Below are 13074 nucleotides of genomic sequence, written 5' to 3' on the forward strand. Positions count from 1 at the left end.
CAAATTAAGAGTTTTAAACCCACGGAGGTGGGTTTTGTTTGTATAGACGCGGTTTCTAACCGCCCGTTTTCCATTAAGTTGACACCAATAGCCTGAATCTCCCGCTTTCTTGTTCTGAATTCTGAATTCTGACTTCTGAATTCTGAATTCTGACTTCTGAATTCTTCAAAAAACGACTGGTTTAGCCGCCCCAAATCTTCTCTAAAACTGCGTTTGGTGAAATATCCGCCGTTTTTCCCGTGGGGGATTCAATGGCCAGAAATTTATCGTTTTTCGGCAGCAACTTAACCGGATCGGTGGGACCAAATAGGGCAATGGTATAGGTTTGGACAGCAACACTTAGTTGTAATGCCTCACTATCAGTAGACAGCAGCAAATTTGCGCCGGCAATTATGGCAGTTAACTTGCCAATATCATCGGGGGCAGTTACTTTGATATCTGGAGAAGACTCCAGGAGCGATCGCACAAATTGCTCATCATCAGTCCCCTTAACGACCAACACAGGCAGATCCGGCTGCTTGTCTTGGAAGCCATGAATAATTTGATGCCAACTTTCGACAGGGTAGATTTTATCCAGTTCTTTAGCCTGGGATAACTGGCCAGAACTGCCATTAATCAAGATATAGCCTGTTTCATTCACCCCTAAACGTTTTTGTTCTTTTTGTGCCCACTCAATATTTGGTTTTGGCACATTTACTGCTAACTCTGGGACAGGGCTATTTATTTCCAATGGTTGCAGCAAATCGTGGTATAATGCTGCCGCATACTGGGATGGTTTGAACGGCACAGCATGGGTAAGAAAACCCGATCCTTTGCCTTGGTAGCCAATACGTATAGGAATTCCCGTCAACCAGAGTAAAAGACCCACCAACCAATTTTGCTTAACAGCAATGGCAACATCGTATTCGCGATCGCGAATGTTGCCGACCAAATTACCCCAATCTGCCAGACTGTTACGGTCTTGAAAATCAAAGTTCAGTACCTCGTGAACCGACTTGCTCACTTGGTAGGCAGCCTTTGACCGGGGTTCAACAACGACATCTATTTGAGCGTTAGGATAATGGCGCTTCAGGTCATCTAGAGTCGGAAAGAAGAGAATTTGGTCGCCAATTCCGCCAGGTACAAGGGCTACTACTCGCATAATATTTATTGACGCTTACTCGCTCCCTATTTTAGGGGAAAATATATAGCTTAAAGATTGAGGAATTCTGTGTATTTACTAATTCCAGCTGCGGGAATCGGAAAAAGGATGGGGAGTAACCGCAATAAACTCCTGCTGAAAGTGCGATCGCAACCAATTATTGCTTGGACTCTATTAGCCGCAGAAGCCGCCAGTAGCATCAGTTGGATCGGGATTATTTCTCAGTCTACCGATTGGCCAGAGTTCAATGCAATTCTCGCCGATCTGAAGCTGACCAAACCAGTAGAATTGATTCAAGGCGGTTTCACCCGGCAAGAATCTGTTTACAATGGTTTGCAATCTCTGCCAGTAGTCGCAGAACAAGTTTTGATTCATGATGGTGCTAGATGCTTGGCTACACCAGATTTATTTAACTCTTGTGCCGAGGCGATTCGCCATTGTCCCGGTTTAATTGCTGGTGTGCCAGTCAAAGACACCATCAAAGTTGTCGATGAACAAGGGATAATTCAAGAAACACCCGATAGACGACAACTATGGGCAGCACAAACTCCCCAAGGATTTGATGTCAAGTTATTGAAACAGTGCCATGCTGAAGGTGTCCGTCAAGGTTGGGAAGTAACTGATGACGCCGCTTTATTTGAAAAGTGCGGCATCGAAGTCCGAATTGTCGAAGGAGAGGAGACAAATTTAAAAGTGACCACTCCACAAGATTTAGCGATCGCAGAATTTATTCTCACAAGTAGAGGCTTTTAAGTTATTGGGCATTGGGCATTGGGCATTGGGCATGGGGCATGGGGAATTGGGGATTGGGAATTGTTGAACAGGAGGAGAATAACTGATGCCCAATGCCAAACTTGAAAGTTTTAAAAAATACTTTGACAATTTACGATAGAATGCCACACACTTGTTGATTGTTAGTTGTCATGTACTAATGCCCAATGCTCCATGCCCATCCCAATGCCCAATTCCCAATGCCCAATGCCCAATGACTAAATGATTACAGCCACAGCGACGAAGATAGAAGCAATTCTCTATTTAAAGGGTAAACCCTTGTCGCTCGGCGAAATCGCCGAGTATGCCGCGTGCGATCGCGCCACTGTCAAGGAAGGCATAATTGAACTCATGGACAACTATGCTCACCGAGATAGCGCCCTAGAGGTCATAGAAACCCCAGATGGTTACAGTTTGCAACTACGGTCTGACTTTCATGATTTGGTGCAAACTATGATACCAGTGGAATTGGGTGTAGGTGCATTGCGGACTTTAGCTGCGATCGCTCTTAATAGTCCTATACTCCAGAGCGACTTGATTAACCTACGCGGTTCAGGAGTATATCAGCACGTTCCAGAACTCGTAGAACTTGGTTTCATCCGCAAGCGCCGAGACAGTGATTCTCGTTCCTACTCATTGCAAATAACCCCGAAATTTCATCAGTACTTCCAAATTGAACAACTCCCGCAAATACTTTCCACGAACCACAAGGAAGAACAATTAGAACTAGAACTAGAACTAAAGGGAGTGGGGAGTGGGGAATAGGGAGTAGGGGAAGAAGGGAGCAGGGGAGCAGGGGAGCAGGGAGAAGAATTTTCCCCTCCGCACCCCGCACCCTGCCCCTCTGCCTCTTTTCAATGCCCCTAGAGCGAGTCAGACGCTCAAGGATTCGCTTTGCACGTCGCTATCGAGCGTCTTGATTCTGAATTCTGTATTCTTCTTCAAAATTCGTTACTGTAACCAACATTACCCCATCCGCCCTTCACATTTTGATAATATTCAGCTTGTGACTTGTATTACCCTCTTAACGACGATTAACCGTTGGCAAGTACAACTAGTGCAACAGATGCTGCTTGTTCACAACCTAGAAATACGAATCAATTGATTTGGGTGGGAGGGAGAGAGCATCTTATTTGGAGGTTGGTATTCTCATAGCTTTGTCAGTACGTCCATATAATTAAGTCTGCTGAAAAAAAGAGTAAGAGACTTGTATTGGTATAAGTATTTTCGTTAAGCTGGCAACCAAAGATGAAAATTAAGGTCTGAATTGCTTAAAAGCGTAGTTTAACGATGTAGTCATTAAGTCATTAGCAAAGACAAGTGACTAATGATTAAGGACAACGCAATACGATTTGATATGTTTTCGACCTCATACCCACTTAAAATAAAATAAAAAATGGCTAACAACGAAGAATCACGTGGTTTAAAGTCTCTATTTGATTGGTTTGCAAATCGAAAGAAGTCAGGATCTATCAGCCTCGAACGCCAAGAACGTGAAATTGCTGATGGACTTTGGCATAAATGCTCCAAGTGTGGCGTTTTGGCATATACAAAAGACCTGAAAGCCAATCAGATGGTTTGTGTTGAATGTGGTCATCACAATCGGGTAGACAGCGATGAGCGCATCCGGCAATTGATAGATCATAATACCTGGAAACCGATGGACGAGCATTTGCGTCCAACCGATCCCCTGGAATTTCGCGATCGCAAACTCTACAGCGATCGCCTACGAGAAACACAAGATAAAATTGGCTTAATAGACGCAGTTAACACTGGTTTAGGTCAAATCAATGGTTTGCCCATTGCCCTTGGAGTTATGGACTTCCGCTTCATGGGCGGTAGTATGGGTTCGGTTGTGGGAGAAAAACTCACCCGCATGATTGAGCAAGCCACTCAACGGCGATATCCTGTAGTGATCATTTGCACCTCCGGTGGCGCGAGAATGCAGGAAGGAATGCTCTCCTTGATGCAGATGGCGAAAATATCCGCAGCCCTACAGCGTCATAAAGATGCCCGACTATTATATATTCCCGTTTTGACCAACCCCACAACAGGCGGCGTTACCGCTAGTTTTGCAATGTTGGGTGATATTATCTTGGCAGAACCCAAGGCAACCATTGGTTTTGCCGGTCGGCGAGTGATTGAGCAAACCCTGCGGGAAAAACTACCCGAAAACTTTCAAACTGCTGAAGATTTACTCCAGCACGGTTTTGTCGATGATATCGTACCCCGTACTCAATTAAAGAACACCCTAGCCCAGCTGATTGCTCTACACCAGCCTGTACTAACAACACCTCACATGGTTTTGTGGGAAACAATGTCTTTGACTTCTACTGCCGCAGAATAAACAAAAGTTATGAGTTATGAGTTATGAGTTATGAGTTAAAAATTTACAACTCCTAACTTCTAACTCCTAACTTACTCCTAACTCCTAACTCCTAACTTCTCCTTGGCTCCTGAAGAAACATGAGTGGAACAAGGGCTACTAGTCGGAATAGGCCAGAGAGGGCAAACAAGCCCAGTAAGCCTCCAGATTGAGCAAATTGGACGAGAAAGCTGCCTATCGTTGTACCCAAAGCACCACTCACTCCAGCAACGGCAGCTGCGATCGCAAAATAGATAGACTGATTTTTAATTGGTGCGATCGCTAATTGTATATTATTGCTGCACAAATCAATGGCTGCCCAAGTACCTCCAGCCAAAATGTGTAATAGAGGTAGCCATAAGCAGATATCAAGGCGATTAGCACCAATTCCCAGCCAGAGGAGTGGTGTGATTCCAACCAAAATCCCAATACAGATGAGGATGGGACGATTACCAATCTTGTCTGCTAATTTTCCCCACAAAATAAGCATTAGCAAAGTCGCCCCCGCCTGAAGGCTGTTATAAATAGTCACGTAACTCACATCCAAATCCAGTGTGTCCAGCATGTAGAGGTTAAAAAAAGGACTGCTGAGGTTAACAGCAAGATTCCAGAAGCAGAAATACAACAGAAATATCAAAAAGTTAGAATTTTTCCAAATACTGTTAGTTAACTGGTCTTGTGGCAAATGAATTGACTGAAGTACTTCAGATTCATCTTTTGTAGTGTCTGATTGAATCTCACTTGTTTGTGGTGACTTGCCATAATAAGTGTTTTGCGATTGGGGATTTATATCCACCTGAAAATATTGACACCCCAATCCCATAATTCCAAAGACAATGCTTATCAGCAGAACTACCCCATAACCTTGTAGAGATCCCCCATACCAATGTGATACAACTAGTCCAGCCATTGGTACGCAAATCAAAGTGGTGAGGTTCGCAGCACTATTGCGTGTTCCAAAATACCTGCCTCGTAATCGCCGGGGAACTATCATTGCCACCCAACTTAGCCACGATGCAGTTCCTAATCCTCCCAAAAGATTGCTGAATAGAACAATCAAGAGTGTCAATATTACTAATTGCTGAGTATCAATTACTCCCCAATTGATGCTGACAATCCCAATTACTAAAACCAACCATAACAGCCGACCAATTCCGTGCGTCCGAAGCGAATATTGAAAACGGCTGGTGCTGCGTTCAGACAAGTAAGCACCCAAAGGCTGAATCAGATTGACCAACATCGGGATAGAAGACAACATCCCAAATACCACTGGACTAGCACCCAATTCCACCAATAAATTGCTGAGTAAAATACCACTAGTTCCAAGAGAATAAACCGATGCTAAGATAGAATCCGCAGTGGATGCTTTTAAACTAGTGCGAATACTATCCTTGGGAATTCGAGAATTTGGAGAGATTGCTATTGGTGGTGAGGCAATCTGGGCAATTTCTAGAGTCAGTGGTGCAGTTGTTTCAACCTGAACAGAATCCATAATCTACGTTTATGGGTGAAGTACCCTGGATAAATCCGGTTGCAGAGGAAATCAGTATGCTTTAATTAGCGTTGCTGAGAATTTTTCGTTATTTTAGCTTGCAATTTTCAACAAAAATTTTAAATAAGTAAAATCTCATTCCTTAGCAAGAGAAGGTATAAGTAATAAGAAAGAGATTGTGATCTATCTGTGATCAAGAAAAGATTATTTAATTTTTGGGGATTGGTAATAGTGATCGCTATTATTGCTTGTCAAAGTCTACAATTGCCAAGCAAACCGTTAGCATCTACCGCAGTCACCATTAAACTCAGTGGTTGGGGAGGCTCTCCCGTTGAGCAAAAACTCTTGAGACAAGTACTGCAAGACTTTGAAGCACAACATCCAACGATTAAGGTCAAATATGAGGTAATTTCCGACCAATACATGGATGTAATTAAAACTCGTTTGGTTGGAGAAGCCGCGCCTGATGTCTTTTATCTGGATGCGCTGGAAGCTCCTTTTTTGATGAGTCAAAATGTCTTAGAACCATTAGATGCTTATCTCACCCCCAAATTTGACCTAGCAGACTTTGAGGATAACCTACTCGACAGTTTTAAATATCAAAACCAGATTTATGGATTTCCCAAAGACTATTCCACCCTGGCTCTGTTTTATAACAAAAAAGCCTTCGCCGCCGCCGGCTTGAGTAGTCCGCCAGCGACTTGGGAGGAATTACGTAACTACTCGAAACAATTGACAGGCAAAATTAACAAATACGGCTTTGGGGAAATTCCAGAATTGGCACGTCAAGCTTATAAAATTAAAGCCTTTGGTGGACAACTCATCGATCAAAACGGTTATGCTACCTTTGCCAGTGAGACAGGTTTACAGGGTTTGCAGTTGGTAGTAAACCAGTATCAAAAAGACCGATCCTCTGCCCAAAAATCGGATGTGGGGACAAACTCAGGTAGTGAAATGTTTGGTCAAAGTAAAGTGGCAATGGTGATTGAGGGTAATTGGGCAATTCCCTATCTAACTGAAACCTTTCCCCAAGTAGAGTTTGCTACCGCACAAGTGCCTACTATTAATGACAAAAAAGGCACGATGGTCTTTACCGTTGCCTACGTCATGAATAAGCAAGCACAACACAAAACCGAAGCCTGGGAGTTGATTTCCTATCTCACGGGTAAAGAAGGGATGCAAAAGTGGACAGGAACAGGGTTTGCTTTGCCAACACGTAAATCAGTGGCAAAGAATTTGGGCTATGACCAAGACCCATTGCGATCGCCATTAGTGGCAGGAGTAGATTATGCTACACCGTGGCAGGTGGGGAAATATCCAGGGGCGATCGTGAATAACTTTGATAACCAGTTTGTCAGCACCTTGTTGGGGCAACAACCATTAAAGCAGGCAATGGTAAGGGCAGAGAATGAAGCTAATCAGCAAATTAAGGCGATGGAGTGAGTAATGTTTTTTACTTCACAATTGCGCCCATTCCTCAGTGGTTGGTGTAGTTAAATCCTCAAAGTACTTCACTCTACCGCGTATTTCCCCAAATAACTCCTCTGTTGAAGGTGCTTGTGCGTATTTGGAAATTTTCACGACTGGCTTACCGCGATCGGTAACTACAATTTCTTCTCCCTCCGACTCTACAAGTCGTAGGAACTCAAGAAGTTGAGATTTGAGTTTATTTTTGGAAATTGATTTCATAATAACCGTAGTCATGACTATAGTCATATTCTAATAAGACATAGCCTGAACTATTACTCAATATTTATCGGCTATGACCAACACTACATGCGATCGCCTATTACAAAACTCAGTTTAAATGGAGAGTGGGAAGCGATCGCTCTTTATAGTAGATATTAAACAATAACTTTAGGTCATATATGAAAGCTGAAGAATATCCGTTTGTTCAGGAGTTAATTACGGATAAACAAGGTCAAGTTCTCAAAGTAGTCCTAGAGTTTGAGGAATATCAGCGCTTATTAGATGCGATTGAAGACGAAGGACTTTATCGCGCGATGCAAGCAGTTAAGGGCGAAACACCTTTAAACAGGAATGAGGCTCTTGAGGAACTTGAACAACCATGAATTGCGAGTATATGCCTAGTTTTATCAAAGACCTCAAGGCGTTGAAAAGTACCTCAGTGTTCGAGTCTGTTAAATTTCTTGTGTTTGATGAGATTCCCAGCTATTCCAGTCTGGATGAAATAAGTAATCTCAAAAAGCTCAAAGACGCTGATAGTACATATCGCATTCGGGTTGGTGATTACCGCGTAGGCTTTACGTTTATAGGGGATACAGTTACCTTTGTGCGGGTGCTTCACCGTAAGGATATTTACCGCTATTTCCCATGAACTACATCTGCTATGAGGTACAAGACCCCCGACTTTTTTGAAAAGTAGGGGTTCTGGGGATCTGAATGGGCAATGACTTAAAATTGTAGATGTTTAGTCAACAATAACAAATAACTATGCATCCCCTATTAAACGTTGATATTTCCCAATTAAGCGTATCCGAACGAATACAACTTGCAGAGGATTTATGGGATAGCATTCTGACTGACACTAATGCAGTAACTCTGAGCGAAGAGCAAAAACAAGAATTGGATAGACGTTTAGAAACACATCTTCAAAACCCAAACCAGGGTTCAAGCTGGGAAGAAGTTAAGCAAAGACTGGGTTTTTCTCAATGATTTATCAGTTAATTATTAGCCGAGAAGCAGAGCTTGATATCCAAGATGGTTTTGAATGGTACGAGCAACGTAGTTCTGGATTAGGTTCAGAATTTGTACGTGCTGTCGATAGCAGTTTGGCATTAATCGGACGCAACCCTTTATCTTATCCTCAAGTGTATCGACAAGTACGACGAGTTTTAATACGTCGATTTCCTTATGGAGTGATGTATATTTTAGAACAAGATGTAATTACTATTATCGCCTGCTTTCACGTCAAACGCGACCCTAAACAATGGCAGGATAGAAATATTTGAAATTCTCCTGTTAGCTCAAAAACTACCTTTTTTAGTTAGAACATCACACAAAACCTGGTGGATATCTGGCATGATCACAAAACTTCTCAAGCAGTTGGTAAAATAAATGTTCGCAATCTTTGCTCTACAAAATCTAGAATAAGATGAGGTTTACTAATTATGTGGCAATGGAAGTTTTAAAACTTACAACTAAAATCGATGAATCAGGATATTTAAATCTTAAAATACCAACGCAGTTAGCGGCGATGGAAGTAGACGTTGTAGTTGTTTTAAATCCAGTTTCATCAGAGGAAAAACAACCTAGTTATGATTTCTCTGATTTGGTGGGGCGATTAACTTGGCGGGGAGATGCGGTAGCAATGCAGAGAAATCTACGCGATGAGTGGTAATCGCTACGTGTTGGATACGAATGCGATTGTGGCTCTGCTTCAAGGAAATTCTCAGCTGATTCAATTACTCCAAGATGCTGACTGGATTGGAGTTTCAGTTATTAGCCAAATTGAATTTCTGGCGTTTTCTGGGCTGAGTCAAGAGGATTGTCAGCTTTTTGAGCAGTTTTTGCAACGAGTTGAGGTTGTCAATTTAGTGGCGAGTGATGCTGTTTTGATTAAGAAAATCATTGAAATTCGCCAGCAATATGGGTTGAAACTACCAGATGCAATTATTGCAGCAATGGCGATCCAAAATTCAGCAAGTTTGGTGACTGCCGATCAAGAGTTTGCGAAGGTAACAATTTTAACGGCAATCAATTGGTAACGTTCGTTTAAAAAAATCATCTATTCTAAAATTTTGGCAATTCCGAGTTCAAAGGTCGGAGTTTCGAGTTCAAAGGTCGAAGTTCCGAGTTCAAAGGTCGAAGTTCCGAGTTCAAAGGTCGAAGTTCCGAGTTCAAAGGTCGGAGTTTCGAGTTCAAAGGTCGAAGTTCCGAGTTCAAAGGTCGGAGTTTCGAGTTCAAAGGTCGAAGTTCCGAGTTCAAAGCTCGAAGTTCCGAGTTCAAAAGTCGGAGTTCCGAGTTCAAAGGTCGGAGTTTCGAGTTCAAAGGTCGAAGTTCCGAGTTCAAAGCTCGAAGTACGATAAATAATCATGTACTACCGATCGCTACAGCCGGGTTAGTGCAAGATTAGGTGGAGGTTAAATAATGTTTGAAATCAACAGGCGGCGGAGTAACCCCAGGTGGAACATCACTGAAGACTTGGCTGGGTATATGTTCATGATGCCCACAATTCTAGTTTTGGGAACTTTTGTAGTCTTACCCATTCTCTACGCCGTTTTTCTTTCCCTACAAAAAGTCCAACTTCTCGGCGGTATTAAGTACGAGTTCATCGGTTTTCGGAACTTCACGCGATTAGCTGAAGATGAACGGGTTTGGATTGCTTTGAGAAACACAGCAGCTTATGTAGCAATTGTTGTGCCAACTCAAACCGTACTAGCTTTAATTCTGGCGGTAACTCTGAATTCTGGGATTCGTGGTAAAAACTGGTGGCGCATCCTCTATTTTTTGCCCACAGTCACTTCTTCAGCAGTCCTGACGCTGATCTTTATGTGGATTTATAACACTGATGGGCTACTAAACGATTTTCTCGCGTTTGTAGGGCTACCGACTTATAACTGGTTGGGCGATCCAGCAGTTGCGCTCAAAGGCATTATGATCATGAACATTTGGTCAACTGCGCCGTTTTTCATGGTGATTTATCTGGCGGCGTTGCAGGATATACCCCAAACACTTTATGAGGCGGCGGAACTTGATGGCGCAAATGGGTGGCAGCAATTTATCTACATTACTCTTCCCCTGCTTAAGCCTGTAACTTTCTTTGTGGTAGCAGTGGGGGTGATTGGGACTTTTCAACTTTTTGACCAGTCTTACATCTTCTCTGGCGGTACTGGCGGGCCGAACAACGCTACCTTAACTGTGGTGCTGCTGATTTATCAAGCTGTGTTTCGGAATTTACAAATGGGATATGCAGCTGCGATCGCATTTTTGTTAGCAGCAGCGATCATTCTCATAACTTTGATTCAGCGACGACTTTTCGGAGGCGAACGATTTGACTAAAACCTCTGGCTTATCCTGGCTCAAAGCCCTGTTATATGTCCTGCTGACACTTTATGCCATCATTACCCTAATCCCCTTTCTCTGGGCACTTTCAGCATCATTTAAGCCGCTATCAGAGATTGTCAGTGGTGAACCCAACTTTCTCCCCAAGAATTTTACTCTCGATAACTACAAGCAAATCTTTCTCCAAGAACCGCTATTTTGGCGCTGGTTATTCAACAGTGTAGCGATCGCCATCAGCGTCACCCTTTTAAACTTGTTGTTAAATTCAATGGCTGGTTATGCCTTGGCAAGACTGCGCTTTGTAGGCAAGCGTTTTTGGTTCTTCCTAATCTTGGCTGTGCTAGCAGTCCCAGCGCAAATTACCTTAATTCCCACATTTTTAATTTTAAAAGCGATCGGCTGGCTAAATTCTTATCAAGGCATGATAGTGCCTAGCATGGTGAATGCCACTTTTATCTTTATGATGCGGCAATTTTTTGTTAACTTTCCTAAAGAATTAGAAGAAGCCGCTCAACTCGATGGCTTAAATACCTTTGGGATATTCCGACATATTGTCTTACCTTTGGCAAAACCAGCATTAGCAGCACAAGCAGTATTTGTGTTCATGGGAAGTTGGAATAATTTTTTACTACCTATAGTTATCCTATTTGACCCAGAAATGTTTACCCTCCCTTTAGGGCTGAACACCTTCAAAGGTCAATACATCAGCTATTGGAACTACATTATGGCGGCTTCTATGGTCTTCACCTTGCCAGCTTTAGGTATTTACGCCTTTTTTAATCGTTACTTTATTCAAAGCGTCACCTTTACCGGAGGAAAAGGCTAATAGTCGAATGGCACTAAGTTAAGATACAGCCCTTGCCATGACTGGTTCCTAGCCTGGAGGCTAGGAACCCATTCTGGGAGGCTCTGCCTCCTCTTTCTTGACCAGAGGCGGAGCCTCTCGGAATACGTTCCCAGCCTGGAGGCTGGGAACGAGGCTACACAAGCTTTTGGGCTTTTCTTAGTGCCATTCGTTAATAGTCATTGGTCATTAGTCATTGGTCATTGGTCATTGGTTATTGGTCATTGGTTATTAGTCAAGAGTTAAAAATTCTTCCCCTGCTTCCCCTGCTTCCCCTGCCCCCTGCCCCCTGCCGATCCCCAAACAGTATTTTCGGCAACAAATTGGACTCCTAACGTGATATTGGTATTACAGAGACTCAATCTCTATCTATCAGTTAATAAGCATTATGGGTTTTGCAGACCTATCGATCGCAGAGATAGCAGCCGACTACAGCATTCCTGTAGAACAAGTGTTTTCTCTGTGCAACCAACTGGGAATCGCCTACAAACACCAAAAGACCCGTTTGGCGTTAGAAGATGCAAAGGCAATTATTTCCCAAATATCGTCTGAAATACGCCCAAAAAGTACTAGCGACTCGGTGGGCGATAACGAAGTCACCTAAAGGGTTATCTCGGCTTTAGCTAATCACTGATAGCTAATGACAAAAAACAATGAGTCATTAGCAATTAGCAGCTTGGAGATTGAGAATCGCGTTCTTAGTTAGCTGTGTTGAGCGTCAAAATTTTTAAGGGGAAACATGTTTAGAAGACTAATTGGCGTTGTTGTGGCTACTGTTTTACTCTCGTTTCAGTTGCTTGTCGGTAGCGCGACAGCAGTGGAACTGGACGAAGCTACCCGAACAGTGCCATTAAATACTCAAGGTGATACCGTCGTACTTAGCCTTAAACAAGTCAAAGAAGGCAAACGCTTATTTAATTACGCTTGCGCCCAATGTCATGCTGGTGGAGTTACCAAGACAAATCAAAACGTGGGACTCACCCCAGAAGACCTGGCACTGGCAACACCCAACCGTAATAACATTGAAGGCTTAGTGGATTACCTGAAAAATCCCACTACTTACGATGGGGAAGAAGAGATTTCCGAAATCCACCCCAGTATCAAAAGTGCAGATATTTTCACAGCAGTGCGAAATCTGACAGATGATGACTTGGAGGCGATCGCTGGTCATATTCTTTTACAACCCAAAATCGTTGGTACTAAGTGGGGAGGCGGAAAAATTTATTACTAAATCCCGGAACTGAGTCATTGGGAATAGGGCATTGGGCATTGGGAATAGGGCATTGGGAAGAATTTATTCCCCATTCCTCATTCCCCATTCCCCATTCCCTATTCCCCATTTACTACTGATTGCACAGGTTTTTGCAATAAATTGCTCTCCATATATTAAAAAAAAATTATCTATGACAGATTGTCATATTTGGCGTTGATTTTAT

General features: G+C 42.9%; 18 protein-coding genes. 14 read left to right on the forward strand and 4 right to left on the reverse strand.

Annotated features, from left to right (window positions below):
* Nucleotides 1-181 precede the first annotated feature (181 nt).
* The gene (locus V7K76_RS10965; RefSeq protein WP_334775893.1) at nt 182-1141 is read right to left on the reverse strand and encodes a glycosyltransferase family 9 protein; all 960 of its coding nucleotides are present in this window, start codon (nt 1139-1141) and stop codon (nt 182-184) included.
* A gap of 69 nt (nt 1142-1210) precedes the next feature.
* Between V7K76_RS10965 and ispD the strand changes: the two genes are divergently transcribed.
* The 3 genes from ispD to accD all read left to right on the forward strand — a co-directional run bounded on the left by ispD (nt 1211) and on the right by accD (nt 4259).
* On the forward strand, nt 1211-1894 hold the full coding sequence (ispD, locus tag V7K76_RS10970; protein ID WP_334775892.1) for a 2-C-methyl-D-erythritol 4-phosphate cytidylyltransferase: 684 nt from the start codon (nt 1211-1213) through the stop codon (nt 1892-1894).
* A gap of 240 nt (nt 1895-2134) precedes the next feature.
* A complete protein-coding gene (scpB, locus tag V7K76_RS10975) occupies nt 2135-2677 on the forward strand; it encodes an SMC-Scp complex subunit ScpB (RefSeq protein WP_334775891.1) in 543 nt (180 codons plus the stop codon).
* Between the two features lie 631 nt (nt 2678-3308).
* Nucleotides 3309-4259, forward strand: coding sequence for an acetyl-CoA carboxylase, carboxyltransferase subunit beta (gene accD / locus V7K76_RS10980; protein WP_334775890.1), 951 nt, complete (start codon nt 3309-3311; stop codon nt 4257-4259).
* Nucleotides 4260-4350: 91 nt separating this feature from the next.
* Here the strand turns inward: accD and V7K76_RS10985 are convergent, their stop codons facing one another.
* The gene (locus V7K76_RS10985; RefSeq protein WP_334775889.1) at nt 4351-5769 is read right to left on the reverse strand and encodes an MFS transporter; all 1419 of its coding nucleotides are present in this window, start codon (nt 5767-5769) and stop codon (nt 4351-4353) included.
* 222 nt (nt 5770-5991) lie between these two features.
* Between V7K76_RS10985 and V7K76_RS10990 the strand changes: the two genes are divergently transcribed.
* Nucleotides 5992-7212: an ABC transporter substrate-binding protein gene (locus tag V7K76_RS10990; protein ID WP_335029785.1), complete on the forward strand. Its 1221-nt coding sequence runs from the start codon at nt 5992-5994 to the stop codon at nt 7210-7212.
* Nucleotides 7213-7227: 15 nt separating this feature from the next.
* Here the strand turns inward: V7K76_RS10990 and V7K76_RS10995 are convergent, their stop codons facing one another.
* Nucleotides 7228-7473 carry a type II toxin-antitoxin system Phd/YefM family antitoxin gene (locus tag V7K76_RS10995; RefSeq protein WP_334775888.1) on the reverse strand — a complete coding sequence of 82 codons (246 nt, stop codon included), beginning with the start codon at nt 7471-7473 and terminating at the stop codon, nt 7228-7230.
* Nucleotides 7474-7637: 164 nt separating this feature from the next.
* Between V7K76_RS10995 and V7K76_RS11000 the strand changes: the two genes are divergently transcribed.
* The 6 genes from V7K76_RS11000 to V7K76_RS11025 all read left to right on the forward strand — a co-directional run bounded on the left by V7K76_RS11000 (nt 7638) and on the right by V7K76_RS11025 (nt 9497).
* Entirely contained in the window at nt 7638-7841 is a 204-nt protein-coding gene (locus tag V7K76_RS11000) for a hypothetical protein (RefSeq protein ID WP_334775887.1), read from the forward strand.
* Entirely contained in the window at nt 7838-8107 is a 270-nt protein-coding gene (locus V7K76_RS11005; protein ID WP_334775886.1) for a type II toxin-antitoxin system RelE family toxin, read from the forward strand. The genes V7K76_RS11000 and V7K76_RS11005 overlap by 4 nt, the downstream gene beginning before the upstream one ends.
* 116 nt (nt 8108-8223) lie before the next feature.
* On the forward strand, nt 8224-8445 hold the full coding sequence (locus V7K76_RS11010; protein WP_334775885.1) for an addiction module protein: 222 nt from the start codon (nt 8224-8226) through the stop codon (nt 8443-8445).
* Complete coding sequence (locus V7K76_RS11015; protein ID WP_334775884.1) at nt 8442-8741, forward strand: type II toxin-antitoxin system RelE/ParE family toxin; 300 nt, start codon at nt 8442-8444, stop codon at nt 8739-8741. Before V7K76_RS11010 ends, V7K76_RS11015 begins: the two co-directional genes overlap by 4 nt.
* Nucleotides 8742-8884: 143 nt before the next feature.
* Nucleotides 8885-9130, forward strand: a complete 246-nt coding sequence (locus V7K76_RS11020; protein ID WP_334775883.1) for a hypothetical protein — start codon at nt 8885-8887, stop codon at nt 9128-9130.
* Complete coding sequence (locus V7K76_RS11025) at nt 9120-9497, forward strand: type II toxin-antitoxin system VapC family toxin (RefSeq protein WP_334775882.1); 378 nt, start codon at nt 9120-9122, stop codon at nt 9495-9497. Before V7K76_RS11020 ends, V7K76_RS11025 begins: the two co-directional genes overlap by 11 nt.
* Nucleotides 9498-9517: 20 nt before the next feature.
* On the opposite strand, the gene V7K76_RS11030 is transcribed toward V7K76_RS11025, so the two are convergent.
* Nucleotides 9518-9826: a hypothetical protein gene (locus tag V7K76_RS11030; RefSeq protein WP_334775881.1), complete on the reverse strand. Its 309-nt coding sequence runs from the start codon at nt 9824-9826 to the stop codon at nt 9518-9520.
* A 53-nt stretch (nt 9827-9879) separates the two neighbouring features.
* On the opposite strand from V7K76_RS11030, the gene V7K76_RS11035 reads away from it, so the two are divergent.
* From V7K76_RS11035 to psbV, 4 genes are all read left to right on the forward strand, one after another.
* Nucleotides 9880-10791 carry a carbohydrate ABC transporter permease gene (locus V7K76_RS11035; protein ID WP_334775880.1) on the forward strand — a complete coding sequence of 304 codons (912 nt, stop codon included), beginning with the start codon at nt 9880-9882 and terminating at the stop codon, nt 10789-10791.
* Complete coding sequence (locus V7K76_RS11040) at nt 10784-11620, forward strand: carbohydrate ABC transporter permease (protein ID WP_334775879.1); 837 nt, start codon at nt 10784-10786, stop codon at nt 11618-11620. The genes V7K76_RS11035 and V7K76_RS11040 overlap by 8 nt, the downstream gene beginning before the upstream one ends.
* 406 nt (nt 11621-12026) lie before the next feature.
* On the forward strand, nt 12027-12242 hold the full coding sequence (locus tag V7K76_RS11045) for a hypothetical protein (protein WP_334775878.1): 216 nt from the start codon (nt 12027-12029) through the stop codon (nt 12240-12242).
* A 135-nt stretch (nt 12243-12377) separates the two neighbouring features.
* Nucleotides 12378-12869, forward strand: a complete 492-nt coding sequence (psbV, locus tag V7K76_RS11050; RefSeq protein WP_334775877.1) for a photosystem II cytochrome c-550 — start codon at nt 12378-12380, stop codon at nt 12867-12869.
* Nucleotides 12870-13074 lie beyond the last annotated feature (205 nt).

Origin of the sequence: Nostoc sp., assembly GCF_036917975.1 — a bacterium.
Classification (GTDB): domain Bacteria; phylum Cyanobacteriota; class Cyanobacteriia; order Cyanobacteriales; family Nostocaceae; genus Nostoc.

Coding starts and splice junctions, on each gene's coding strand:
- V7K76_RS10965 (WP_334775893.1), bottom strand. CDS start 1,141: ATGCGAGTAGTAGCCCTTGTACCTGGCGGAATTGGCGACCAAATTCTC.
- scpB (WP_334775891.1), top strand. CDS start 2,135: ATGATTACAGCCACAGCGACGAAGATAGAAGCAATTCTCTATTTAAAG.
- accD (WP_334775890.1), top strand. CDS start 3,309: ATGGCTAACAACGAAGAATCACGTGGTTTAAAGTCTCTATTTGATTGG.
- V7K76_RS10985 (WP_334775889.1), bottom strand. CDS start 5,769: ATGGATTCTGTTCAGGTTGAAACAACTGCACCACTGACTCTAGAAATT.
- V7K76_RS10995 (WP_334775888.1), bottom strand. CDS start 7,473: ATGACTACGGTTATTATGAAATCAATTTCCAAAAATAAACTCAAATCT.
- V7K76_RS11000 (WP_334775887.1), top strand. CDS start 7,638: ATGAAAGCTGAAGAATATCCGTTTGTTCAGGAGTTAATTACGGATAAA.
- V7K76_RS11005 (WP_334775886.1), top strand. CDS start 7,838: ATGAATTGCGAGTATATGCCTAGTTTTATCAAAGACCTCAAGGCGTTG.
- V7K76_RS11010 (WP_334775885.1), top strand. CDS start 8,224: ATGCATCCCCTATTAAACGTTGATATTTCCCAATTAAGCGTATCCGAA.
- V7K76_RS11015 (WP_334775884.1), top strand. CDS start 8,442: ATGATTTATCAGTTAATTATTAGCCGAGAAGCAGAGCTTGATATCCAA.
- V7K76_RS11020 (WP_334775883.1), top strand. CDS start 8,885: ATGAGGTTTACTAATTATGTGGCAATGGAAGTTTTAAAACTTACAACT.
- V7K76_RS11025 (WP_334775882.1), top strand. CDS start 9,120: ATGAGTGGTAATCGCTACGTGTTGGATACGAATGCGATTGTGGCTCTG.
- V7K76_RS11030 (WP_334775881.1), bottom strand. CDS start 9,826: ATGATTATTTATCGTACTTCGAGCTTTGAACTCGGAACTTCGACCTTT.
- V7K76_RS11035 (WP_334775880.1), top strand. CDS start 9,880: ATGTTTGAAATCAACAGGCGGCGGAGTAACCCCAGGTGGAACATCACT.
- V7K76_RS11045 (WP_334775878.1), top strand. CDS start 12,027: ATGGGTTTTGCAGACCTATCGATCGCAGAGATAGCAGCCGACTACAGC.
- psbV (WP_334775877.1), top strand. CDS start 12,378: ATGTTTAGAAGACTAATTGGCGTTGTTGTGGCTACTGTTTTACTCTCG.